General features: G+C 43.4%; 22 protein-coding genes and 4 pseudogenes. 23 read left to right on the top strand and 3 right to left on the bottom strand.

Annotated elements, in window-relative coordinates; translation table 11 throughout:
• Positions 1-336: 336 nt before the first annotated feature.
• From ACTSEZ_RS18360 to map, 8 genes are all read left to right on the top strand, one after another.
• Positions 337-4566 carry a phosphodiester glycosidase family protein gene (locus ACTSEZ_RS18360; RefSeq protein WP_369735796.1) on the top strand — a complete coding sequence of 1410 codons (4230 nt, stop codon included), beginning with the start codon at positions 337-339 and terminating at the stop codon, positions 4564-4566.
• A gap of 526 nt (positions 4567-5092) precedes the next feature.
• On the top strand, positions 5093-6625 hold the full coding sequence (locus ACTSEZ_RS18355) for a fumarate hydratase (protein WP_369735795.1): 1533 nt from the start codon (positions 5093-5095) through the stop codon (positions 6623-6625).
• Between the two features lie 108 nt (positions 6626-6733).
• Entirely contained in the window at positions 6734-7543 is an 810-nt protein-coding gene (gene pdaA / locus ACTSEZ_RS18350; RefSeq protein ID WP_369735794.1) for a delta-lactam-biosynthetic de-N-acetylase, read from the top strand.
• Between the two features lie 83 nt (positions 7544-7626).
• Positions 7627-8490 carry a DNA-3-methyladenine glycosylase family protein gene (locus ACTSEZ_RS18345; protein WP_369735793.1) on the top strand — a complete coding sequence of 288 codons (864 nt, stop codon included), beginning with the start codon at positions 7627-7629 and terminating at the stop codon, positions 8488-8490.
• Positions 8491-8506: 16 nt separating this feature from the next.
• Complete coding sequence (gene rlmD / locus ACTSEZ_RS18340) at positions 8507-9898, top strand: 23S rRNA (uracil(1939)-C(5))-methyltransferase RlmD (protein WP_369735792.1); 1392 nt, start codon at positions 8507-8509, stop codon at positions 9896-9898.
• Positions 9899-10307: 409 nt separating this feature from the next.
• Positions 10308-10745 carry a hypothetical protein gene (locus ACTSEZ_RS18335; RefSeq protein WP_369735791.1) on the top strand — a complete coding sequence of 146 codons (438 nt, stop codon included), beginning with the start codon at positions 10308-10310 and terminating at the stop codon, positions 10743-10745.
• Between the two features lie 355 nt (positions 10746-11100).
• Positions 11101-11604: a P-loop nucleotide/nucleoside kinase family protein gene (locus ACTSEZ_RS18330; RefSeq protein ID WP_369735790.1), complete on the top strand. Its 504-nt coding sequence runs from the start codon at positions 11101-11103 to the stop codon at positions 11602-11604.
• A gap of 98 nt (positions 11605-11702) precedes the next feature.
• The gene (map, locus tag ACTSEZ_RS18325; protein WP_369735789.1) at positions 11703-12443 is read left to right on the top strand and encodes a type I methionyl aminopeptidase; all 741 of its coding nucleotides are present in this window, start codon (positions 11703-11705) and stop codon (positions 12441-12443) included.
• A 122-nt stretch (positions 12444-12565) separates the two neighbouring features.
• Here map and ACTSEZ_RS18320 read toward each other — a convergent pair whose 3' ends face one another.
• Positions 12566-13063 (bottom strand): DinB family protein, encoded by a 498-nt coding sequence (locus ACTSEZ_RS18320; protein WP_369735788.1) that lies wholly within the window; start codon positions 13061-13063, stop codon positions 12566-12568.
• 253 nt (positions 13064-13316) lie between these two features.
• Between ACTSEZ_RS18320 and ACTSEZ_RS18315 the strand changes: the two genes are divergently transcribed.
• The 15 genes and pseudogenes from ACTSEZ_RS18315 to ACTSEZ_RS18245 form a co-directional block, all read left to right on the top strand.
• Positions 13317-14990 (top strand): T7SS effector LXG polymorphic toxin, encoded by a 1674-nt coding sequence (locus tag ACTSEZ_RS18315; protein WP_369735787.1) that lies wholly within the window; start codon positions 13317-13319, stop codon positions 14988-14990.
• Positions 14991-15006: 16 nt separating this feature from the next.
• On the top strand, positions 15007-15312 hold the full coding sequence (locus tag ACTSEZ_RS18310) for a hypothetical protein (protein ID WP_369735786.1): 306 nt from the start codon (positions 15007-15009) through the stop codon (positions 15310-15312).
• 290 nt (positions 15313-15602) lie between these two features.
• Entirely contained in the window at positions 15603-16049 is a 447-nt protein-coding gene (locus tag ACTSEZ_RS18305; protein ID WP_369735785.1) for an SMI1/KNR4 family protein, read from the top strand.
• Positions 16050-16266: 217 nt separating this feature from the next.
• Entirely contained in the window at positions 16267-17088 is an 822-nt protein-coding gene (locus tag ACTSEZ_RS18300) for a hypothetical protein (protein ID WP_369735784.1), read from the top strand.
• A gap of 82 nt (positions 17089-17170) precedes the next feature.
• A pseudogene (locus ACTSEZ_RS18295) lies at positions 17171-17293 on the top strand (HNH endonuclease); the annotation flags it as partial.
• A 93-nt stretch (positions 17294-17386) separates the two neighbouring features.
• Complete coding sequence (locus tag ACTSEZ_RS18290; protein WP_369735783.1) at positions 17387-17770, top strand: SMI1/KNR4 family protein; 384 nt, start codon at positions 17387-17389, stop codon at positions 17768-17770.
• A gap of 35 nt (positions 17771-17805) precedes the next feature.
• A complete protein-coding gene (locus ACTSEZ_RS18285; RefSeq protein ID WP_369735782.1) occupies positions 17806-18141 on the top strand; it encodes a YxxD family cognate immunity protein YxxD in 336 nt (111 codons plus the stop codon).
• Positions 18142-18224: 83 nt separating this feature from the next.
• Positions 18225-18560 (top strand): YxxD family cognate immunity protein YxxD, encoded by a 336-nt coding sequence (locus tag ACTSEZ_RS18280; RefSeq protein WP_369735781.1) that lies wholly within the window; start codon positions 18225-18227, stop codon positions 18558-18560.
• A 152-nt stretch (positions 18561-18712) separates the two neighbouring features.
• Positions 18713-19258: a T6SS immunity protein Tdi1 domain-containing protein gene (locus tag ACTSEZ_RS18275; RefSeq protein ID WP_369735780.1), complete on the top strand. Its 546-nt coding sequence runs from the start codon at positions 18713-18715 to the stop codon at positions 19256-19258.
• 60 nt (positions 19259-19318) lie between these two features.
• The gene (locus tag ACTSEZ_RS18270; protein WP_369735779.1) at positions 19319-19801 is read left to right on the top strand and encodes a hypothetical protein; all 483 of its coding nucleotides are present in this window, start codon (positions 19319-19321) and stop codon (positions 19799-19801) included.
• A gap of 162 nt (positions 19802-19963) precedes the next feature.
• The gene (locus ACTSEZ_RS18265; RefSeq protein ID WP_369735778.1) at positions 19964-20299 is read left to right on the top strand and encodes a tRNA-Val4; all 336 of its coding nucleotides are present in this window, start codon (positions 19964-19966) and stop codon (positions 20297-20299) included.
• 200 nt (positions 20300-20499) lie between these two features.
• Complete coding sequence (locus ACTSEZ_RS18260; RefSeq protein ID WP_369735777.1) at positions 20500-20835, top strand: tRNA-Val4; 336 nt, start codon at positions 20500-20502, stop codon at positions 20833-20835.
• A 62-nt stretch (positions 20836-20897) separates the two neighbouring features.
• Positions 20898-21078: pseudogene (locus tag ACTSEZ_RS18255) on the top strand (hypothetical protein); the annotation flags it as partial.
• Between the two features lie 139 nt (positions 21079-21217).
• Positions 21218-21701, top strand: a pseudogene (locus tag ACTSEZ_RS18250) (DUF6985 domain-containing protein).
• A gap of 71 nt (positions 21702-21772) precedes the next feature.
• Positions 21773-21896, top strand: a pseudogene (locus tag ACTSEZ_RS18245) (tRNA-dihydrouridine synthase); the annotation flags it as partial.
• Positions 21897-21940: 44 nt separating this feature from the next.
• On the opposite strand, the gene ACTSEZ_RS18240 reads toward ACTSEZ_RS18245, so the two are convergent.
• Both ACTSEZ_RS18240 and ACTSEZ_RS18235 read right to left on the bottom strand, forming a co-directional pair.
• A complete protein-coding gene (locus ACTSEZ_RS18240; protein WP_369735776.1) occupies positions 21941-22600 on the bottom strand; it encodes a hypothetical protein in 660 nt (219 codons plus the stop codon).
• A gap of 23 nt (positions 22601-22623) precedes the next feature.
• A complete protein-coding gene (locus ACTSEZ_RS18235; RefSeq protein ID WP_369735775.1) occupies positions 22624-23475 on the bottom strand; it encodes a DUF4097 family beta strand repeat-containing protein in 852 nt (283 codons plus the stop codon).
• Positions 23476-23492: the final 17 nt, after the last annotated feature.

Below are 23492 nucleotides of genomic sequence, written 5' to 3'. Positions count from 1 at the left end.
TGTTCCCTTCAGATGGCGGCAACCAGCGGGAAGGTCACAAAAACGTCTCAATTGTTCCCCTCCTTAACCGCGGGAAAGGAACGGGTGCAGATTGCAAAAAAAGGTACCAGAGAAACAAAAAACAAATAAGCCTCCATCCTTCGCCAACCCAAAGGCCTGAATCGATTGTAATTTTCTTCTATTTTATCTAGTCCATACCTCACCCCTTTACACTAAATCCACACTCACCGGTACTTTTAGCCCTAAAAAATTTACAAGCATTAAAAAAAATACCAAATCCTATCAACAATTACCTTCTAGAATAGAGGAGTACAAACTACTATCCGGAGGTGCAAGATGAAAGGGAAAAACAAGCTTGCCGTCATGCTGATGGCCTGCACGCTGCTGATTCAGCCGGTTTCTGTTTTTGGAGAAGAGACCGTGCCGTCAGAAAAAAGCACAGTGTTAAAAGCAGAGCAGATTTCTTCAGGCATTACACACACTGAAAAGCAAATCGAGAATTTCGGGGGAACGGCGGGAAACAGCCAGAGAGTGAACGTGCTAGAGGCAGATCTTTCGAATCCGAATGTATCCGTTGTCACATCGAAGGCACTTGAACGAGTTGTTGCTGCAGAGACCCTCCCGTCACAGGTTGCCAGAGAAGAATTCAAAGGAAAAGACATTGTGGCAGGCGTGAATGCGGATATGTTCAATTTGCAGACAGGCATCAATATGACGCTCCAGGTGCAAAACCGCCATCTTCTTATTAATCACAGCTATCCTTCAGGCGTTGCTCTTCATCCTGTTTTTGCAATTGACCAAAACAAGAAACCTTTTATCGGAGAAGTTGAAATGAGAGGCTCGCTGACCTACAGCGGCAAAAATGTAAAAGTGGATACACTGAACCGCAATGAAAACGCGGGAGAAAAACTTGGCATTTTTACACCAAAGCTAAACCAGAAGGGAATGCTTACCTTCGATGACCGCAATGAGACCTTCATTAAAAATGGAGCCATGGCAGTCGTAAAAGAGGTAAAGGACGCTTCTGCCATCAAAGCAGGACAGGCCTACACAGGAAAAATCGAAAAGATCTACCCTGCTTATGAGAGCATTGATATTCCATCAGACAGCGTCATCATCGCCGGATTCGGTTCAAAAGCAGAAATGATCCGGAATGAATTAAAAGAAGGCATGGACATTTCCTTCCAGTTTGACCTTTTCACGGGAGAAAACAGAGTCCTCAAAAATGATATTACAGAGGCTACAGGCGGCTACAACTGGCTTGTTAAGGACGGAAAGGCGCTTACAAAAGACGAGCTCCTGTCCAAATACGGCAGCCACGTTAACCTTAAAAGTGCCAGAACCGCCATCGGAATTACAGCAGAACAAAAGGTCATCACAATGACCATTGATAAACCGAGCACTCTTTTTGATAAAAGCCAGGGGGTAACGCTTGTTGAAATGGCTGAGATCATGGAAGAGCACGGTGCAGTCGCTGCTCTCGGCCTTGACGGCGGAGGATCGACAGAAATGCTCGTTCAGCCAAAAGGCAAAAGCGCGCTTGAAACGGCCAATCACCCGAGTGACGGACAGTCAAGATCGATCACAAATGGCCTTCTCTTTGTCAATCATTCAACGAAAACAGGTGAAATTGGCGAAGTCATCGTAGAAAAAGATCTGACCATTTTTAAGAATGCAGCTTTCCCGTTCGGCGTTAAAGCAACAGACAGCAACGGCAACCCGGTCATGATTGCCAGCCGATCCATCCAGTGGAAGGCTTCAAAGGGCACCATCGACAAAACGGGTCTGTACAAGGCGCCTGCTCAGGCAGGGACAGATACAGTGGAAGCCGTCATCAACGGAGTAAGCGGGCAGGCAGCTGTCACCGTTATCGACCAGGTGGACGACTTCAAATTTGCTGATCAGGGTCCGGTTATTCTTCAGCCAGGTGAGCAAAAGAAACTAGAGGCTGAAGCCTTGAAAGACGGAAAAGAGGTCATCCTCACGGGAGATGCGATTGACTGGGAGATGGAGGAGCAGTTTGGTGAAATCACTCCAGACGGCACCATCCAAATAAAAGCAGATGTCCCTGAGGGAACAAGAACAACCGTAACTGCAAAGCTTGGTTCCATTGAAAAACAGATTGAGTTATTAATAGGCCTTAAAGAACAAGTCATTGATGACTATGAAACGTATCCAAATCAAGGCTATGAAGTATCAGGCTACATGGGCGGAACGCATCAGCTGTCCGGGGACGAAGCGAAATTCGGAGAGCGCAGCCTGCGTGTGGATTACGATTCGAAAAAGTGGGAACGCAAATACAACGGCACGATTAATGTCATTCCTCACTGGTACCGTTCATCAACAGGAAAATGGCCGGATGAGCTGGCGGATTCTATGTATGAAACCTATAAAACAGACATCCGACCGAAGAAATTTGGCGTATGGGTGTACGGTGACGGAAAAGCGCCGTGGGCACGCCTGATTTTCAAAGCTAATGGTGTCAACAAGACGCTTGACCTTGCACCGAAAGTAGACTGGACGGGCTGGAAATACCTTGAGATTGAGCTTCCGCAGGACTGGGCGCTGCCGATCGTATTCAACTATCTCTATTTTGTCGAAACGAACAAAAGCATTCCTGACTACAGCGGAACCGTTTACCTTGATCACATGAGATATATTTACACGAACGAAACAGAAGACTTTAACGGACCTGATTTCAAAGAGATTACACCTGCGGGAAATACCGTGTATGAAAACAAAATCGCGTTTTCTTCCCTCGTGATTGACGAAGAATCAGGCGTGGATGCTGATTCAATCGAAGTGAAGCTAAACGGAGAAAAACTTCCACACACATATGATGCTGAATCAGGAAAAGTGGAAGCAACAGCTGAAAACCTGACAGAGGGGACCTATCATCTGACGGCTTCAGCACGCGACACAAACGGAAATGCTTCTGTTCCGTCAGTCGATAAAACGATAACGGTAGACTTTAGCGATGATACAGAAAAACCGGTTCTTTCAAATGTGACGCCAACAGGCAAAGCAGTTGAAAAAACAGCAGAACCGCGCATTACCTTTAAACTCAAAGATGTAAAAAGCGGAGTGAAGAAAAACAGTATCGCTGTAAAAATTGACGGCAAACCTGCTCCTGTCCACTACGATGAAAAAACGGGATGGGCATACGCCGTTCCTGAAAAGCCGATTAAAGACGGCCAGCATTCTTTTATCATTGAAGCAAGAGACAATAGCGGAAATGTCATGACGCCGTTTGTGAAAGAATTCCAAACAAAGCAGCTTCAACAGCCGGAAAAGGCCAATCAATTCGCCATTTCTGTTCTGCCGGATACACAAGGGTTTATGTACTCGAAACGCCTGTTTGATAGAGCAGCAAAAGAAGAAACAGACTTTGTGATGCATGTCGGCGACATCGTGGATACTTCTTCACAGGCAGAATGGGACAGAGCCATGAGCGACTTTGCCCTGCTTGGAGATAAACCGTTTATCGCAACACCAGGAAACCATGAATCATTCCAGGGAAACATTGATTTCTACTCAGATATCGTTGGATCGCCAACCTATCATTTCGAATATGGAAACACGCTGATCATCAGCCTGAACAGTGCTTTTGGACAGAGTATTTCAGCATCAGACTCCACACAGTTCCATTACCTTCAAAAGCTCCTGAAGGAAAACAAAAAGAAGAATGTGCTTGTCGTGACACACAACACGACAAAAGATGATTTCGGCACAAAGCATGAAATGAACCCAACGGATGCCAAGCAATTTGAAGACATTCTCGGAGCCTATAAAAAGAAAAACAGCGGCGTGAACGTTCAAGTGCTGTTTGGTCATCTTCACCTCCTGCAGTCATGGGAAAAAGACGGCGTGAAGTATACAATCACAGGCAACGGCGCAAGCAAAGGATATGTCTCAAACGACAAAGGAAATATCCTTGGCAGCGGAGTGCTCCAAGTGACGAAATCAGGAATGGACTACAAATTCAATCCGTTGCTGACGGACGTATCCATCGTCGATGACGCCCTCAATGAACAGCGCGAAATGAAAATGGCAGCAGGGGCAGAACGCACACTCAACCTTTTCGGCGATTTCAGAGAAATCTACGGAAACTACCTCGTCAACCTGAGCTCGTTCGAAGATGTTCATACAGTCTGGACCTCTGATAATGAAAAAACTGTAAAAGTACTTGGGGACGGAACCATTCAGACAATCAAACCAGGTACAGCTAACATTACAGCCGTTTCAGGAGGGAAAAGCAGCACGATCAAAGTGACTGTGGTTGATCCGAACACCATCAAGCCTGTCAACGTTGAACTCAACCCAAATAACGAAACGGTCATAGAAGGAAAGAACATCCGCCTGACAGCAACAGCCATCGACAAAGACGGCAACCGATTTGCCATGGACCCGGACAAGCTCTTCATGGAGCTTTCGCCTCCAGACCTCGCAGAATGGAAAAACGGCAAAATCAAAACAAAGAAAAGCGGAACCCTGGCCATTTCCTATCAATACCTTGAAATCAAGAAAAGCCTGGAGATTAACATCCTCCCTAAAAAACAGAACTAACAGAAGCTGCCCGGTCATTGGCCGGGCAGTTTTTTTGGTATGGCTAAAACTCCAGTGGATTGCAGCGGAAGGAACTTGACTCCTGCGGGATGAAGAGGGCACGGGAGACCTCGCAAGCGCAGCAAGGAAGCTTCCGGCACTCCCCGCGGAAAGCAAGTTCCTGGAGCGGAAAGGAACGGGTAATTTCGTGGTGTCTAGCTCCGCAACCCAGCTCCTCTGTCAGATAAGGAATCGTCGGTAAAGGCAAAAAGCGCCTTTTCCGCCGTTTCCTTATCTGACTCCCGGAGCTAAACGGGCTGCTCCGCTTTTCGAGGTGTCCAGCTCCGCCTCCCAACCCTTCCGTCAGAACGAAATCCCCGAAAAAGTCAAACCCGGACTTTTCCGGTGATTTCTTTTCTGCCTGTCAGGGCTAAACGGGAGCCTCCGCATTTCTAGACTGAAAGCCTTTCCAACCATTTAACAAAGGAGTATAATAAAAATTGAATGAAATTGACCGAATTCTATAGACAATAAGGGGAGAAACAGGATGGATCGTTTTTATGAAAGCATGTATGAACTGATCGTGGAAACATCAACGAAGCTTCCGAAGGATGTGCGCCGCGCGATTTTAAGAGCCAAGCAGCAGGAGAACGCAGGCACGCGCGCTGCGATGTCTCTTGCGACAATATCCGAGAATATCAAAATGGCGGACGAGAACGTATCGCCGATTTGCCAGGATACAGGACTGCCGACATTTAAACTGAAGGTTCCCGTCGGAGCCAATCAGCTCAATATGAAGGAAGACATCTACCGTGCGATTGCACAGGCGACAAAGGACGGAAAGCTGCGCCCGAATTCAGTTGACTCGCTGACTGGCGACAACAGCGGGGACAACCTTGGCTTCGGCACTCCTGTCATCAAATTCGAGCAGTGGGAAAAAGACTACATCGACGCGCGCCTGATTTTAAAAGGCGGCGGCTGTGAAAATAAAAACATCCAGTACAGCCTTCCGTGCGAGCTGGACGGACTCGGCAAAGCGGGACGCGACCTTGACGGCATCCGCAAATGCATCCTTCACTCCGTGTATCAGGCACAGGGACAGGGCTGCAGCGCAGGTTTCATCGGCGTCGGCATCGGCGGAGACCGGACTTCCGGCTATGAGCTTGCGAAGGATCAGCTTTTCAGAAGTGCGGATGACACGAATCCGAATCAGGATCTGCAACGACTTGAAGAATATATCGTAGATAAAGCAAACAAGCTCGGCATCGGCACAATGGGCTTTGGCGGGGAAGCAACTCTTCTCGGCTGTAAAGTCGGCGTGATGAACCGTATTCCGGCAAGCTTCTTTGTTTCAGTTGCGTACAATTGCTGGGCATACCGCCGTTTAGGCGTCACGATTGATGCCGGCAGCGGAGCAATTCAGGACTGGCTGTACCAGGAAGGCGACATGCCGAACCTCCAGGACGATGAGCCTGCAGAGGCGCCGGCAGAAAGCCCGCGTGAAGTGGTGCTTGAAGCGCCGATCACAGAAGAAAAAATCCGCGAGCTGAGAGTCGGAGATGTTGTGCGCATCAACGGCATGATGTACACAGGGCGCGACGCCATCCACAAGTACCTTTCAACGAATGAATCACCTGTGGATCTGAACGGCCAGATCATTTACCACTGCGGACCTGTCATGCTGAAGGATGAAGATGAAAACTGGCATGTAAAAGCAGCCGGACCGACAACAAGCATCCGTGAAGAGCCTTACCAGGGCGACATCATGAAAAAATTCGGCATCCGCGCAGTGATCGGAAAAGGCGGAATGGGCCCGAAAACACTGAAAGCACTTAATGAGCACGGCGGCGTTTACCTCAATGCCATCGGCGGAGCTGCCCAGTACTATGCAGACTGCATCAAGTCTGTTGAAGGCGTTGACCTCATGCAGTTCGGGATTCCTGAAGCGATGTGGCACCTGAAGGTAGAGGGCTTTACAGCCGTTGTAACGATGGACTCCCACGGGAACAGCCTTCATGCAGACGTTGACCAGTCGTCTCTTGAAAAATTGTCACAATTTAAAGAACCAGTATTCATTTAATGAAAAAGCCGGAGAAATCCGGCTTTTTGTATTCCATTTATTACATAATTATTCCCAGTATGTTATTTCTTCACTTCCCGACACTATAAGTAGAACAATGTCAGGGGAGTGAAGAAGTTGAAATACTGGATACTTGCAACATGCTTATTGCTGTTTTTCCTGTCAGGCATTCAGCCCGCAGCAGCTGTTTCCAACCAGCCGATCAACTGGGGCTTTGAAAAAAGCAGAAACCATAAATCCGCGAACCCCGGGGAACCACTAGTGAAGCTGCTTGAGAAATATGATGCTTTTTTTATGGGAGATCCAAGCCAAAAATACATTTATCTCACCTTCGACAATGGCTATGAAAATGGCTACACAGAAGGAGTTTTGGATGTCCTGAAAAAACAAAAGGTGCCGGCAGCTTTTTTTGTAACGGGGCACTACCTGCTTGACCAGCCAAACCTTGTAAAACGCATGGCAGATGAGGGGCACATTGTCGGAAACCACTCGTGGCACCATCCCGATCTGACAAAAGTCACGGACGAACGACTGAAAAAAGAGCTCGATTCCGTGAAAGAAAAGACGGAAAAGCTGACGGGCTATCAGGGAATTCAGTATCTCCGTCCGCCGCGTGGCGTTTTCAGCGAGAGGGTGCTGGCAAAGTCAAAAGAGCTCGGGTACCAGCCGGTTTTCTGGTCGCTTGCTTTTGTCGACTGGCATACGAACGCACAAAAGGGCTGGAGATATTCCTACGATCAGATGATGAGCCAGATCCATCCCGGCAGCATCCTTCTGCTTCATACTGTTTCAAAAGACAACGCGGAGGCGCTTGATAAAGCCATAACGGATTTGCGCAAACAGGGTTATATTTTCAAGAGCCTGGACGATCTCATGATAGACCGAACTTTCCATCAGCCGTACTTTTTCTCCCTCTGACACACGTCACAGGGAGTTTTCTCTTTTCCCCGGGCGTTTCATGTTATAATAGTCAGTATCAAAATTAAGGGGTTTGAGAACGAATGTGGGAAGAGCGAGTGAAAATAGATCCTCCATATGATTTTGACCGTGTCCTTGACCGTTTATCCATGGATCCGCTGCATCACGTGAAGATGGCTGAACGTGAGGTATCCATTCCGATGAGAGACGAGGATAAAAAGCCGTTTGTTGTGAAGGTGAAGGCTCTTGGAACGAAGGATTCACCCCAGTTTTTAGTGAGCGGCAGCGGGAACCGCGAGGCTGCGCTCCAAGAGACGATGCGCATTTTTCAGTGGGATACGTCCCTTCTTGACGTTCAGACCCATTTTCGTTCCTCAAACATCGCCGGTATTTTTCAGGAGCACAACGGCACGCCGCTCGTGCTCGAATTTGGCCTGTATGAGTGCCTGATGAAATGCATCATCCACCAGCAGTTGAACCTGAAGTTCGCCCATACACTGACAGAGCGGTTCGTCCATACATTCGGCGAGCAGGTGGACGGAGTCTGGTTTTATCCGCTTCCTGAAAAAGTGGCGGCACTCGACTACAGCGACCTGCGGGAACTGCAGTTCAGCGGACGCAAATCAGAGTATGTCATTGATACATCAAAGCTGATTGCAGAAGGCAAAATAAACCTGGAAGAACTGAAGGATCAGCCCGACGAGGTCATCCTGAAGGAGCTCGTGAAAATCCGCGGAGTGGGGCCATGGACGGTCCAGAACCTGCTCCTGTTCGGACTTGGACGGCCCAACCTGTTCCCGATTGCCGATATCGGCATCCAAAACGCGATGAAAAAGCATTTTGGACTCGACCGCAAGCCTACCTTGGAAGAAATGCAGGAGCTGAGCAGGGAGTGGACCCCTTATTTAAGCTATGCTTCCCTTTATTTATGGAGAAGCATTGAATAGAAATGGAGCGTCAAACATGAAGACCAATGAACAAAAGAACAAAGGTGTGCCTCTGGAAAAGGGACAAACCTTTCCATTAACCATAAAAAGACTCGGAATCAACGGAGAAGGAGTCGGCTATTTCAAAAAGCAGGTCGTATTCGTACCTGGTGCCCTGCCAAATGAAGAAGTGGTCGTGGAAGCGACGAACATCAGCGCCAAATTCGCCGAGGGCAAAGTGAAGAAAATCAGGAAGGCCTCCCCTCACAGAGTGGACGCGCCATGCCCGATCTACCACGAATGCGGCGGCTGCCAGCTTCAGCACCTTTCGTATGAAAAACAGCTTCATGAAAAAAGAGACATTGTCGTCCAGGCGATGGAGCGCTTTTCCGGACTTGATCTCGGCAAAACCGACATCAGACAGACAATCGGCATGGAGGACCCGTGGAATTACCGCAACAAAAGCCAGTTCCAGACAGGACTCAGAAACGGGAAAGTCATCGCGGGACTGTACAGCAAAAACTCCCACCACCTTGTCAACATCGATCACTGCATCGTGCAGCACGAAGCAACCAACAAAGCCGTCCAGACCGTCAAGCAAATTCTGCAGGACCTGAAAGTTTCCATCTACGATGAGCGGAAGCGCAAAGGCATCGTCCGCACCATCGTCAGCAGAGTCGGCTTCAAAAGCGGACAAGTTCAGATCGTCCTCATAACGGCGCAGGAAAACCTGCCGCGCAAGGACCTGATTGTCAGTGAAATCAACAAGCGTCTCCCTGAAGTCAAATCCATCATGCAAAACATCAACGGCGAAAAAACATCCCTGATCTTCGGCGAAAAAACCGTCCACTTAGACGGAGAAGAAGTCATCCAGGAACAGCTCGGCGACCTGACCTTTGACCTCTCGGCACGGGCCTTCTTCCAGCTCAACCCCGTCCAGACCGTCAAACTCTACGACGAAGTCAAAAAAGCCGCCCAGCTGACCGGCAAAGAAAAAATCGTCGACGCTTACTGCGGCGTAGGCACCATCGGCATGTGGCTCGCAGACGGCGCCAAAGAAATCAGAGGTATGGACACCATCGCCGACTCCGTCGAAGACGCCAAAAAGAACGCCAAAAAACACGGCTTCCAAAACGCCACCTACGTAAAAGGCACAGCCGAACACTGGCTCCCAAAATGGCTCGGCGAAGGCTGGAGACCAGACGCCGTCGTCGTCGATCCGCCAAGAACAGGCTGCGACCAAAAGCTGCTTGGTGCGATATTAAAGGTGAAGCCGAAGAAGTTTATCTATGTATCGTGTAACCCGTCGACACTCGCGAAGGATATCAAGACACTTTCGAAAGCGTATAAGGTTGAGTATATTCAGCCTGTGGATATGTTTCCGCATACTGCGCATGTGGAGTGTGTGGTGAGGTTTGTATTAAAGTAAGTTTATAAAGCAGGAAACCGGTTTGAGGGTTTCTTGCTTTTTTTCGTTAGACGGTTTTACTGATTGGTTATCATTAATTATGCAACTCCGTCCGTTTTAGTGAGAGAATATATAATATTTTTCGATAGTACTCTATATTAGCTTTAAATTCATATAGTCAATGTGCTGATGTGGTATTATTTGGATAGCGTTCTAATTACAGAAGAATGAATTTATTTATCGAGCATTCACAATCGATCGATGTTTACTCAAAGAGATGTCAAGGGTGAAGAAGTAGAACATCTGTAAAAGCCGCCAATATTCAAAAGTTCGAGACTATGGTGTTTTCTTAAATTTGTTGCCAAAACGATTTATGTTATATAAAGAAATCTTTATAATTTGTAAAACCATTTATTTGAAGGAGGAAAATATGAAAGAAACTCAATTCTCAATCGAAATAAATGCCTCTAAAGAAAGTGTCTGGACAACTCTTTGGGGAGATATTACATTACGTGACTGGACAAATATAATTGATGAAGGCACATATATGAAAGGAGTATTGAAAGAAGGAAATGAAATCCAGTTTATATCATCTGTAAATGGTTACGGTGTGACAAGTCTGATAGAGAAACTTACATCAAATGAATTTGTTTTATTCAGGCACGGTGCAGACACAAAAGAAAGTGGACAGCAGGAGCGCGAAAAAGAGTGGACTGGTGGAAAAGAGAGTTATTCTCTTACCGAAAAAAATGGAGTTACTACATTAATAGTTAAAATAGATATTCCACAGGAACAAGAAGAAACATTTAATATCAGGTTTCCCAAAGCTCTTGAGCGTATAAAAACTCTAGCGGAAAAAATGCAGTAAGAATCTAATGCCAATTAATGAAATTCCGCATGACTAAAGCGATCCCCTTGCAAAATAAAATAATTGTCTTACAGAAGACATTGGATCAAGTCTCGCATCGCATGATATTTTTCAGGGGGAAGGGCTGGAGGCTATTCCGAGATTTTACTACGAACAGGCATCACTTGAACTTGCTAATGGCTGCAGACGGTCCAAGGAAATGGTTGCAGATCGGCAATCGGCCCTACCGGAATAGTAAGTAGCTTTGTAGACCTGCAGCCTTTTAATTCCAATCCCTTTGAAACGTAGATGGACAAGGCTGAGCAAGAAGAACGATCAAAGATAAAACCAATTATTAATAAAGGCGGGATAGCGATTGAACCAACCAGGAACCCTATACTTCTTCTGCGGAAAAATGGGCGCCGGAAAATCTACAGAGTCAAAACGATTGGCGTCAGATAAACGTGCTGTTCTGCTGTCTGAGGATGAATGGCTTTCAGCTCTTTATCCCAATCAGATTGAAACATTTGAGGATTACAAACGATTTTCACTTCAGCTAAAGCCGCTGGTGAAAAAGCACGTCCAAAACATATTATGTGTCGGTACAGATGTAGTTATGGACTTTCCGGCCAACACTCAAAAGTTGCGAAAATGGTTTGTAGATATGGCTGAAGAGGTTCATGCAGACCATCAGCTGAATTATTTCAACCTGAGTGACGAACAGTGCTTGCGCCAAATTGCTCAAAGACGTAAGGAACAACCTGAACGAGCGGCTTTTGATACGGAAGCGGTGTTTCATCATGTCACAAGTTTCTTCGAAGAGCCAGATGCATCTGAGGGTTTACATGTTATAGAGTTTAGTGGAGGATCTAAAGAGTAGATCGCCCGGCAGACTAATCATGAGCATAATCCGGGTATTTTCGTTTAAACAATGGAATAATGACACCTATAGAAGAAAAAGAAAAAGAGGTAGAAAAAATGATTGCTAAGACAGAAGAAGATTTCAGCGGTTTGAAGGAAATCGGAAAGATTATCGCGTCCATTCGGGATGAGTTGGTTCAAAAAACGGTTCCCGGCATTACGACGAAAGAGCTTGATGAGTTGGCCGGGGAGCTTTTTGAAAAAGCAGGGGCCGTTTCAGCACCGAAAGGCGAGTATGATTTTCCCGGGTATACGTGCATTAGTGTGAATGAAGAGGTGGCACACGGGATTCCGAGTGACCGGGTGATCCAGGAAGGGGATCTCGTCAATATCGATGTGTCTGCTTCCAAGAACGGTTATTTTGCAGATACGGGAATCTCATTTGTAGTGGGAAAAGGCGAAGAAGTCTTAACGAAATTATGTGACGCTGCGAAGAAAGCTTTTGAAGCGGGCCTTGAGAAAGCAAAGCCAGGTTCCAAGAAAAGCAGAATCGGTAAAGCGGTATTCGAAACAGCGCGGCAGCATGGGTTCACCGTTATCAAAAATCTTACCGGACACGGGATCGGCCGTAAGATCCACGAAGCCCCAGACCATATTTTAAATTATAATGACCCGTGGGATGATGAGATCCTGAAGGAAGGAATGGTCATCGCCTTCGAACCGTTTATCTCCACCTCTGAAGAAGAAGTGTTCCAATTAGATGACGGCTGGACCTTTGCTACGGAAAAGAGCTATGTCGCTCAAGTGGAACATACGATCATCCTGACTAAAAACGGGCCGATTATTTTAACCCTTTAATGCTGGCTAGATAACAGAAAAGATAACACCCAGCTTCATTCAACCAGTTTGTTTTAATAAAAGAAGCAGGAACCCGTCAACAGGTTCCTGCTTCTTTTCATTTACATGAAAACAGTAGCGCTCTAAGACCAATCAACCCCGCCCCAGGAAGATTGTAACTTCCGAAGCAAAACAATTTGTCCAATATGATAAGAATCATGCATCATAATACTGCTGATTAAGCGCTCAATGGAGGGCCTGTTCGGTGCATACGGGGCTTTTAGCTTTTCGTCATCCAGTTCCGCAATGACGGTTTTGAATTGATTCATGACTTCATTAAGGCGCTGTAATGTTTGGGCCCATCCGTTTTCGTCTTCCGGATCTCCAGGATCTGAAAAAGTTTCTTCATTATCCTTTATTTTATGCGGGTTTTCTGTGCCCTTGATTCGATGAATGACGTCATCATTCCAATAAATCAAATGGTTGACAATCTGCCATATCGAATTGCTCTTTCCCGAACCTGTCCATGATGCTTCAGACGCGGTTACTCCATCAAGCGCCTGTTCCAAGGATGCAAACCAGTCATTCTCGCGCCAATGCATGTCGAGCTGATCTGAAAAAAGGTTGGTTACCGTTTGCATACATCCCATCTCCTCACTGATTAGGGTAATCTTTCAAAATGAAACATAGTTGAAAATCCCGTAAACATTGATTCAGGGTAAAAAATTCTTCATCCTACTATTCGGCTCATCTAGTTTATATTCCTGCATAATAACCCCTACGATGATTCTGCTGGTGGCTGCTATGCTTTTATGTCCATTTACATTTAAACAAGATTCCACCCCGCCTTTCATGTTAAACTATAATTGGAAAATTACGACAAGAGGGGGGCGGTTGGTTCTGAATGCGGTGTATGAAGCGGACAGTCTGATTTCAGCAATGAAAAAGCGTGCGAATGACTATAAAAACGTTAGGGAACAGCTGCTTGTCTTACAGAAAACCTTGGATCAAGTCGCTCAATCTCATGAACTTTTTCAGGGAGAAGGGGCGGAGGCTGTCCAGAGCTTTTACCAGGAACAGGCGTCACTGGTGGATGAGTGGCTGATCCTCGTGGATATGCAGATTGCCTTTCATAGCGGAGTTGCAGCAGATGCAGCTGATTCGAATTTGGCCGGTCACACAACTATCCATATGGAGTTTCTTGAACGTGAACTTGCTAACGGCTACAGACGGTCAAAGGAAATGGTTTACGATCAGCAAACGGCCCTGACCGGGATTTTAAGCAGCATCAGTGACCTTGTAGACCTGAAGCCTTTCGATTCAGGCCCTTTTGAAACGTACATGGACAAGGCTGAGAAAGAAAGAAGAACCACCATTGACAAAGTGGACGAACTGACTGAAAAATTGATCTATGAGTACCGGCAGTCCGAAGCCATTCAAGCGCACATTGTCAGCCGGTTTCAAGCCTTGATTGATGCCACGCGGCAGGGCGCTCAGGCTTCACCTGTCTATTTTGATGCCAAAGCATACCGGAACAGTGCCGCCTACAAAATGAAAGACAGTGTGCATCATCAATCGCATGCCTATCTTTCGTTTAAAAAGAAGCAGGCCGAAGAGCGCAGAATTCAGGAACTACAAAAACAGCTCGAGCAGCCAACTCTTTCTCTGGACGAGTATTTGAAAATAGCAGAGTCCATCGGGGATGAACATCTAAACTCTGACCAGAAAGAAATTGTCAGGCTGATAAACGTGAAAAAGCAGCACGGAGAAAGAATAAAAGGGGTCAGCGCCGGCTTATGGAACTTCACGAAAGATACTGCTTCCGGCTTATGGGCTGTCCTGATGACTCCTCCCGAACAGGTTCTCTGGGATATGGGGAAAGCTGTCATCAACTATGAAGAAACTTATGCCCAAATCAGCGCAGCCATCGCCAGCTCCTACGAACGTGATGTGATTAACGGTACCGACTATACCAAGGCAAGATGGATCACCTATGCAATTGCCACGACCGCAACTTCAGTTGTAGGATTAAAAGGTGCTGATAAAACAGCGAAAGCGGGTATTGCGGCGGGGAAGAATGCTGTGCGGGAGACGAAAGAGGTTGTTTCTAATAAGGTTAATTCGTTAAATACCCCTAGTTTTTTTCCGTACAGTTTTGCTTATGTTGATGGGTACGACAGGGCTCCTTATAATGTGGTGGATTCGTTAGCGTTGAAGGAGAAGTTGGAGACGCAGGGGGATATGTATTTTAAGGGTACATATAAAACTGTTGAACCTGTTTCAAATATGAATGAATTTTTTGATATGGACTTTGGAAAATTAATAGTTAATTCCTTATCAAAATCAAAAGTGAAGTATGATGGACAATCAATTTATAAGGTAGACAAGAAAACTGATAACCCATATTTGAAAAAGGGGTATGGAATTTATCTTGACGCTTTACACAAAGACCATTTAGAAGTAATAGATAAGACAGGGAATGTGAAATACGTTTTGAACTTGGATGGTACTTTAAACCCTGATAAGACTAAAAAAGCACTTGGACGGGTAGTTAAAGGATGGAAATAAGAGTGGAGGATTTTATATGGATAAAAAATTACAAGGGATATTGGATATCCTAGATAAACTTAATTCAAGTAGTAATATTGTCAAAAAAGAAGATTTAGAAGAACAGTACGAGAACTTAGAGGATTTTAGGATGTTGACTAACGACTTAGATAGTCTATTAAAAAACTTTGGTTCAATGGATATAAACAATGGTGATGAAGTAGAGAGAATATTATTTGAACTTCATAGAATTATAACGACATTTGAATGGCATTTTTCGGAAATTAGCGATTTAAACACAACTATTTTAAAAGTTTATAAAAACAAAATTAATAATGTTTAATAATGAGAAGCCTTAAAAGAGTTTATTTTCTCTTAAGGCTTTTTTTAGTGTGGATGGATATAAAACATCATAAGATTTAATCGATAGATTTGCCGTGAAAGGAACAATTATTACAAAAAATAAAGAAAGAGTAGACTTTGGGTTACCAATAGGAAAATATTACGACACACAAACTGAAGAAGCACGGGGACGGTTTTCTTGCTTACCAATGGTGTCATCAACAGGAACCGGGAAAAATGGAACTAGTGGAAAAAAATTCATGCTCAAACAGGAATTAAAGGAGAGAAAGTATGATTAATGTAGAATGGGATACTTCAGATTTTATTGAGGTAACTAATAAGGATATTAAAGATGTTGAAAATCAGCTTGGAATTAAGTTTCCTTTGGATTATATTGCAGTAATAAAAAAATTTAATGGCTGTTCACCGATTCAAGACTTGGTCAGTAGAGAGAACTTTAGTGAACCATTTGGCTATTTACTAAGCATCGGGAAAGAAGATGAATCTATTAATTTGTATAAAACCTATATTAATGTTAAAGATCGGTTAATTGACAACGTTTTTCCTTTTGCAGATGATCCAGGGGGGAATTTATATTGTTTTGATTATAGATCAAGCGACCAACCTTCAATATGTTATTGGGACCATGAAGAAGCATTTGAGAATCGTGAGAAAGCAATAAAGTTTATTTGCCATACATTTACAGAATTGATAGAGTCTCTTACAGAGGAAGAATAAAATACATAAAGCCATCAAATGCATAATGAAACCCTAGAATAATGAATTCTTGGGTTTTATTTTTTTTTGGTACATCCTTTAAAACATTTCTTTGAAAATATGAATATTGCTATGAAAGTTAGCGGGTTTTCAGCTATTTGGAAGGTGGAATTCGGTCTTTTCCACATGTACATTCTGATGCAAAAGCACAACATAACCGAACAATGCCGCCTACAAAATGAAAGACAGCGTCCACCATCAGGCACATGCCTATCTTTCGTTTAAAAAGAAGCAGGCCGAAGAGCGCAGAATTCAGGAACTACAAAAACAGCTCGAGCAGCCAACGCTTTCTCTGGACGAGTACTTGAAAATAGCAGAGTCCATCGGGGATGAGCACTTAACCTCTGACCAGAAAGAAATTGTCAGGCTGATAAACGTGAAAAAACAGCACGGAGAAAGGATAAAAGGAGTCAGCGCCGGCTTATGGAACTTCACGAAAGATACTGCTTCCGGCTTATGGGGTGTCCTGATGACTCCTCCCGAACAGGTTCTCTGGGATATGGGGAAAGCTGTCATCAACTATGAAGAGACCTATGCCCAAATCAGTGCAGCCATCGCCAGCTCCTATGAGCGAGATATGGTTAACGGAGACGACTATACCCGCGCTAGATGGGTCACCTATGCAATTGCCACAACCGCAACTTCATTTGTAGGATTGAAAGGTGCTGATAAAACAGCGAAAGTGGGCTTTGCGGCGGGGAAGAATGCTGTGAGGGAGACGAAAGCGGTTGTTTCTAATAAAATTCATTCGGTAAATACTTATAGTTTTTTTCCGAATAGGTATGCCTATATTGATGGGTATGATGGGGCTCCTTATAATGTGGTGGATTCAAGTGAATTAAAAAATACATTAATTACAAGAGCTGCTGCTTACTCGTTTAAAGATGAACAAGGTAATACAAAAACCATTAATTTAAGAATGGGTCATTTAAAAAATGATGTTCATCCAATTACGAAAGTACCTTACGATAAAGATGGATTTCCTATGTTTGAAGCTTGATGAAATCAAGAGAAATCCTAGATTAATTTTAGATCTTGAATTAGATGAAGATGACTTGATAGATTGAAATGCAGGTACAACACCAGAGAAATACACGTGGCATCATCATCAAAACCCTGGCAGAATGGAATTAGTAGACAGTGAGATTCATTCAAGAACAGGACATACAGGTGGACAAAAAATTTGGGGTAAAGACTCTAATTAAGGAGATAAGATATGCAAAAAATAGATTGGCATAAAAGGAAAACCTTCAAACAAGCTTCTGAGCAAGAAAGACATTATTGCAGTCGAGAGAGAGTTGTCCATTAAATTCCCCCTAGACTACAGGGAATTTATTAAAGATCATAATGGATGTGCCCCTTTAAATAAGAATGTAGTATGTATAAATGATTTTAGAGAAACTCTAAACTATCTATTGAGCATTGGTGATCAGAGTAGACCGATTGATTTGCTAAGCACATATGCAAATATCAAAGACAGACTTATAGATGGAGTCTTTCCATTTGCGAAAGATCCAGGGGGAAACATGTTTTGCTTTCATTTTACTAATCAGAATAGTGAACCTGAAATTGTATTTTGGAATCATGAAGAAGCATTTGAAGATCGTAATAACGCTTTAACCTTCGTGTGTTCGAGTTTTACAGAATTAATTAGTTCCTTACAAGCTTATGAAGAGGAATAAATTCTCTTTTCCAATTAGATATAAGGAGCTGAAGCATGGGGTACGACACGTTAATTGAGACATTAATAAAGTTTGAAGATAGCGAACTGATTGTGGAATGGGAAAATGGATTGATAGTCAGCGGGAAACTAGATACTGTCTTTGAAACAGACAATGGACTTGAAGAGTCTGATTTTTACTATGCGGAATACGATGCAGCTGTTTTTAGAGTAAGTAAAATCTTATCCCCTCCAGCATCTATTGAAGATGATGTCTATCATTGGTTAACTACGGGGAAAGGTACATTAATTGAAATTTCTCTTCATGAACATCCGCCAATTACAATTGCTCTTACGAACGGAAAAGGGATATGGAAACGGAGAGACAACTAAGCATAATGCCTGTAAAAACCTTGTTTGGTCAATCTTTCGAGGTTTTTTTCGTGAAGGTACTCAGCTTGGAAAGGATGTTAATTATGAAACCAGATTCTTTATTTGAAATATTATTAAAATATGAAGGGAACGAAATGATTATCGAATGGAACAGCGGTCTGAAAATTGCAGGCAGAACAGACACATTCTATGAGACAAACAACGGGTTTGATGAAAAAGACTCTAAGTATGCTGACTATTATGCAACTGCGTTCAGAGTGGATCAGATAATAACACGCCCATCGTCTAATGTAGGATGGATTTACAACTGGCTGGTTCAGGAAAAGAGTTCATTAATAGAGATATCACTCCATGACGATCCGCCGAGCAGTGTCTACTTAGCGAATGGGCAATGTGTATGGAAGGGTTCTATAAAATAGATGTCACATCATATACTAGCCAAGTTTATGTTCATTGTCTAAAGCAACTGAAATACATTGCCGCTCACGTTAATTATCCCCACAGCGTGGTTTGATCGTTTAGTAAAGGAGCTAAAAAAAGCATTAAAATCAAGCAAAGGAGGCAGTTGTAATTGGGGACAATATTGAATGATTTTACTGAGCATAAAAAGATATGTGCTGATGTTTTTGAGAAATTTAAGGACAAGCTTCCGGCAGAATTGATTGAAGTGTGGAAGAAACATGGGTTTGGCTTATTTAAGAATGGATTTTTAAAAACAATTAATCCAGATGAATATTCAGAGATTGTTGAGCACAGCTATCTTAGGCATGATAGGGCCATTCCAATTTTCACAACTGCTATGGGTGATATCATAGTCTGGGAACAAAACAGGTATGTGTATTTATTAAACTACAGAAAAGGATATGCCCACATTGTGTCAGCCGGTCTAGATTTCTTTTTTGAGGATTTAGAAGATGAATCCTTTATGAATGACGAACTAATGTGGCTGCCCTATCCAGACGTTGTAATTAAGCAGGGGATTCCTGATTATAATGAGTGTTTCGGTTACACACCTCTATTAGCCCTCGGAGGAGAAGAGAAGGCAGAAAATCTTAAGATTGTGAAACTAAAAGAACATATACTTGTTCGTACAGAATTTATGGGGCCAATTCAGTAAGATGAGAATAAAAATAGAAGTTGTATTGGATACAATTACAGATTGTATGGTAGCGGTGATTTGGAATATGTCTTGGCTAAATATGTTGATAAAGGATACTGGGTCAGTCAGCTATATAATGAGGTTGAAGAAATATTCATCGACAATCTTACCGACTTCAGTTATTCGACATGCTTTTCTTATTTCATTCAATTAACACTGAGCTCTAACTATAGAATAGGCAGTGAAGAATTTACACATTTTCTTAAAGAAAAGAAGGAGATTATTGGGGTTATGGTGTTAATTTCATCAATCGCACCTTATGCAGCAATTAAATTTAGTAAGTACACTTTTAAAGATGGGGCTGTACATTTACATGAAACATATTCTCCACTCAACAAGGAAACAGAGCGAATAAGTGAAAGAATAATAGAAATCTTAAATTCTGATGGCATTCAATCTTTGGAAGAATCTATCTTGAATACTCTAGTTCCAAATGTTTCTCTAGAGTTAAAAGAGAAGGATGTTACAATATTTAACTGTCTTTTTGAGGATAATTATTGATGATAATTCTGAATACAAATTTGTATCTAGAAACTAATTCACATGATTCACATAAAATTGCTGTTAGTTTGGAGAAAAAATTTCGGGAATATTCAGAGGGAAGATGTTACAGGTACACGATGAAGTGGTTGCAGCCCTTAAATACTTAAAAGGAAATGAAAGATGAAATATAAAGTTCTGTTTTATAGAGACCACCTTAACATGCTAAGAATTAAATTGCCGGATCGTGTAAAGCTGTTTACCGACTTTATTGAAGATATTTCTAAAGCACAAGAGTTAGATGAATATGTAGAGGATGTTGAAAAAGTATTAAATGGCTTTTACGATGAATTTGAAATTCAATTAAATGCTGCTAGCGCTATAGTAAAGAGAGATCTAACTACGGTTGAAAACACATTTAGGATTGAAGAGCCATATGAAAATACGATAGAAACTGACCAATTTTTAGAGCTGTTGTTACTATGGAGAGAAAAGATTCCGGAAAGATTTAGAGATTAAACTTTATTTTAGCGATTTACTAGAACGACTGTTGGATAACCAGGGAGACTATTGGTATTGCCTAAAGGATAAGTTTGTTCCTCTGGGAGATACTTACAAATCGAATTGTACTAAGTTAACTCAGGCTGTGCTTTGTCGAAGTATCTATTGAAAGGTATAAAGCGTGTAACTAAATATAAAAACAAAAAGAGTTGATTAAAATGAGATATGCGTATGAATTTAGAAAAGATCCTTTTGGAGATTCAGGAATAGTACTGCCAGAAGAAATAAGCATTTTCACAGATTTTATTGAAAATATTGCTACAGAAGAACAAGTGGATGAGTATATTGCATACACTGAAAAAGTTTTAGATGGCACTTATGATGAATTTGAAATCGAATTAAATGCTACAAGTGTACTAATAAAGAACGATGTTTCAGTTGTTAAAAACAACTTTAGAATAGAAGGACCAAATGAAAATTCGATCGAAACCGATCAGTTTATACAATTGCTATTAGTGTGGAGAAAGAAAATTCCGGAAATATTTAGAGGTTAACCATCAAAAAAGAAAACAGTTAAATCTGAGCTTCCATGGTATCCACCAGAGGAGGAGTGAAATTGGCTTCGTACGTTTTGTTAATTAAGGAATATGAAGATGATGAAACGGTAGTTTGCAAATTTGGACCTAAATAAAATAAACAGGAAGTTTTCAGAGTTAGAAAGTTTACCAGATCAAAATTTTCCTACTAAGTTTTATTTTGGGGCTGCCCAAAGATTGGCTGTTTGCTTTGTAAGAGAAGACCATATAATCAATCTTCCTTTGAAAAGGAAAAATTACTCTATGACAAGAGGGTATGAAACTACTAATACTATGATAGACCCATCCCCGTTTTTACAAATCCTTTAGGTAAAGCTGATAAATTTAAAGGAGAAATAAGATGAAAATAAATGATGCGGTTTTTGGTGAGCTTGAATATGATTTGGTGTGGTTTAAGGATACTAGCATTGCCTTTTTAGGCCACCAAGTTGAGATAGCGCTAATAGTAAAAGGTGCTGAGGATGGTAAGTTTGATAAGGGACAATATGCAGCATATACTTCACTCATGGAAAATTGGGAACAGTTACAACAGAGCCTTTTGCAATTAATATTAGATTAGTACAAACAAGAGCGTCAGAATCTCGGTTATGATATTGCAGTAAATGAAAGCTATCCATTAGTTGAAACTACTAATGAAATAGTAGAAATGATAAGTCTGGATGGTATAGTAGTTTCCTCATGAAGAATCTTTTGACGGCCAAGACATTGGACTTGCATTTAATTGTACATGGGATATAGAAAATGGACTGGGGATTCGTTTATTAAATGAAAAAGTAGCTGAAGTAGGTTACCAGGATGCTGCAGATTTCGATTCATATAGGTGAAAAGTTCACCTCCTATCTCATGTTCCAGCGCCTGTATATCTTAAGTGATTGTGGATTGAGTACAAGCCAGTTTTCGTCATGTGGTGAGTGCGGCGGGGCGGCCGGATGTGTTTTTCACAGAGCTTACAGATTCGGATAGCTATTGTCATCCGGATTGGCATTGAGAGTGTACGCGGGAATTTGAGCCAAGAAGAATTCCTGGAAGCGTATATAAATTGAATCACATGTGCTGCTGCCTACTACAGGTTCCCGTCTAGCAATGCATTCCAATGCAGTCGCGTTGCGCGCTCCACGCTCCCTGCTGCGGCGCAGAAGCCGAGTCCAATGTTGATCCACGCCGGCAGAGTAATGGGTGAGTTAAAGGTCCCGAAACGCTGAGCGATCTGGGGTACCTGGGTGACCGCATCGATGATCTGAGGGATGGCTAAAACCATCGGAACAATGAGCATGATCAGCGAAATGAAACTGATCCAGCGGCTCAAAGCGGGGTGTTCGCGATCGAGACGGGCACGCCGTCCTTCAGCGGAACTTTCATCCGGAATAAGCTGGTGCACCGTTCCTTCGTTGGTTACGAAATGGCAGCGTTTGAGGCCAAAGACCGTGGACGCTACCTCGATCGTTCCTCCAGCCACGGAGAAGGCGGCAGGGAGCTTAGACTCGGCGTAATGTTTGCCATCGAGGTATAGGTGGGCCGTTCCTTTATCGTCATCTGCAGAGAAAAACTTCTGCCAATACGGGACGTCAACTGCGAACACTGCTTGCCGGCCAGCATCGTTTGTCAATGTGAGGTAAAACAGTGCACGGGAGAGCTGCTGCCACCAGCGGAAATCCTTTAGCGGACGCCCGTTACCGGCCTTGACCCGCCGCGCTGCTTTACGTCTGCGTATCTCTTTGAACATTTCCTCAACTCCCTTTTGTATATTTAATTTGGGGAAACCCTGCCAATCCGAATATCACCCGAAACGGTCCTTACCTTGATAACATCTGTCGTCTTTTTAGGGGATTCGGGCGCTGTGATGTTTCCGGAAGTGGTCTTCAAGTCATAAAATCCTATGAACTCCGGATCGGGTGACAAAGTCACATCTCCGCTGCGAACGGAGATATCCAGGCTATCCGAACGTTGCCCCGTCACAGTAACGTTGCCGGCTGTGGACTGGACCGCCAGAGCGCCCTTCAGCCCATCCACCTTGATTTCGCCTGAGTGCAGCTGGATTTCCGCATCCCCCTGGATTTGCTCCGCCGTAATATCCCCGGATTTTGAGGTTAAACTCAACCGTCCGGCGGTGATAGATTCCGCGCGCAGTTTGCCGGAAGAAACGGACAAGTCGATATTTTCCGCCTTCAAACCGGTAAAGCTGGTGTCGCCGAAGTCCGCTTTATAGCTGATCTGCTGCAGTCTAGTTTTATCCTCCAGCGCTACAATAACCTTCGTCTTGATAGACTTATAGTTAGGTGCTACTAATTTCACATCCTTTTGCAGTTGGAGTTCTAGCTTATTCTCTGTGAGCTCTGTCTCTTTCAACTGATCGATCGTGTTTTGCTGCATATTGCCACTGACTTCCACATAGTTGGTGTCATCGGGGCTTTCGATGAACTCCATGTTCACGTCATATTCGCTCTGGATGTTGAGCACACTCAGTTCGTCCTGAGTAAACTCCCATTTTTGCTCGTGCGCGGACAACTTGTCGACATAATTGAGCGGCTGACAAGCCGTTACTGCGAAGCTCAAGACAATCAGCGCGATTCCTGGGAAATACCACCTTTTTTTGCGCAAGAATAACTCTCTCCTTT

Origin of the sequence: Metabacillus mesotrionivorans (genome assembly GCF_052171315.1) — a bacterium.
Lineage (GTDB): Bacteria > Bacillota > Bacilli > Bacillales > Bacillaceae > Bacillus_P.
The sequence above is the reverse complement of the archived record's forward strand: the minus strand, read 5'-3'. Positions and strand labels throughout refer to the sequence as shown.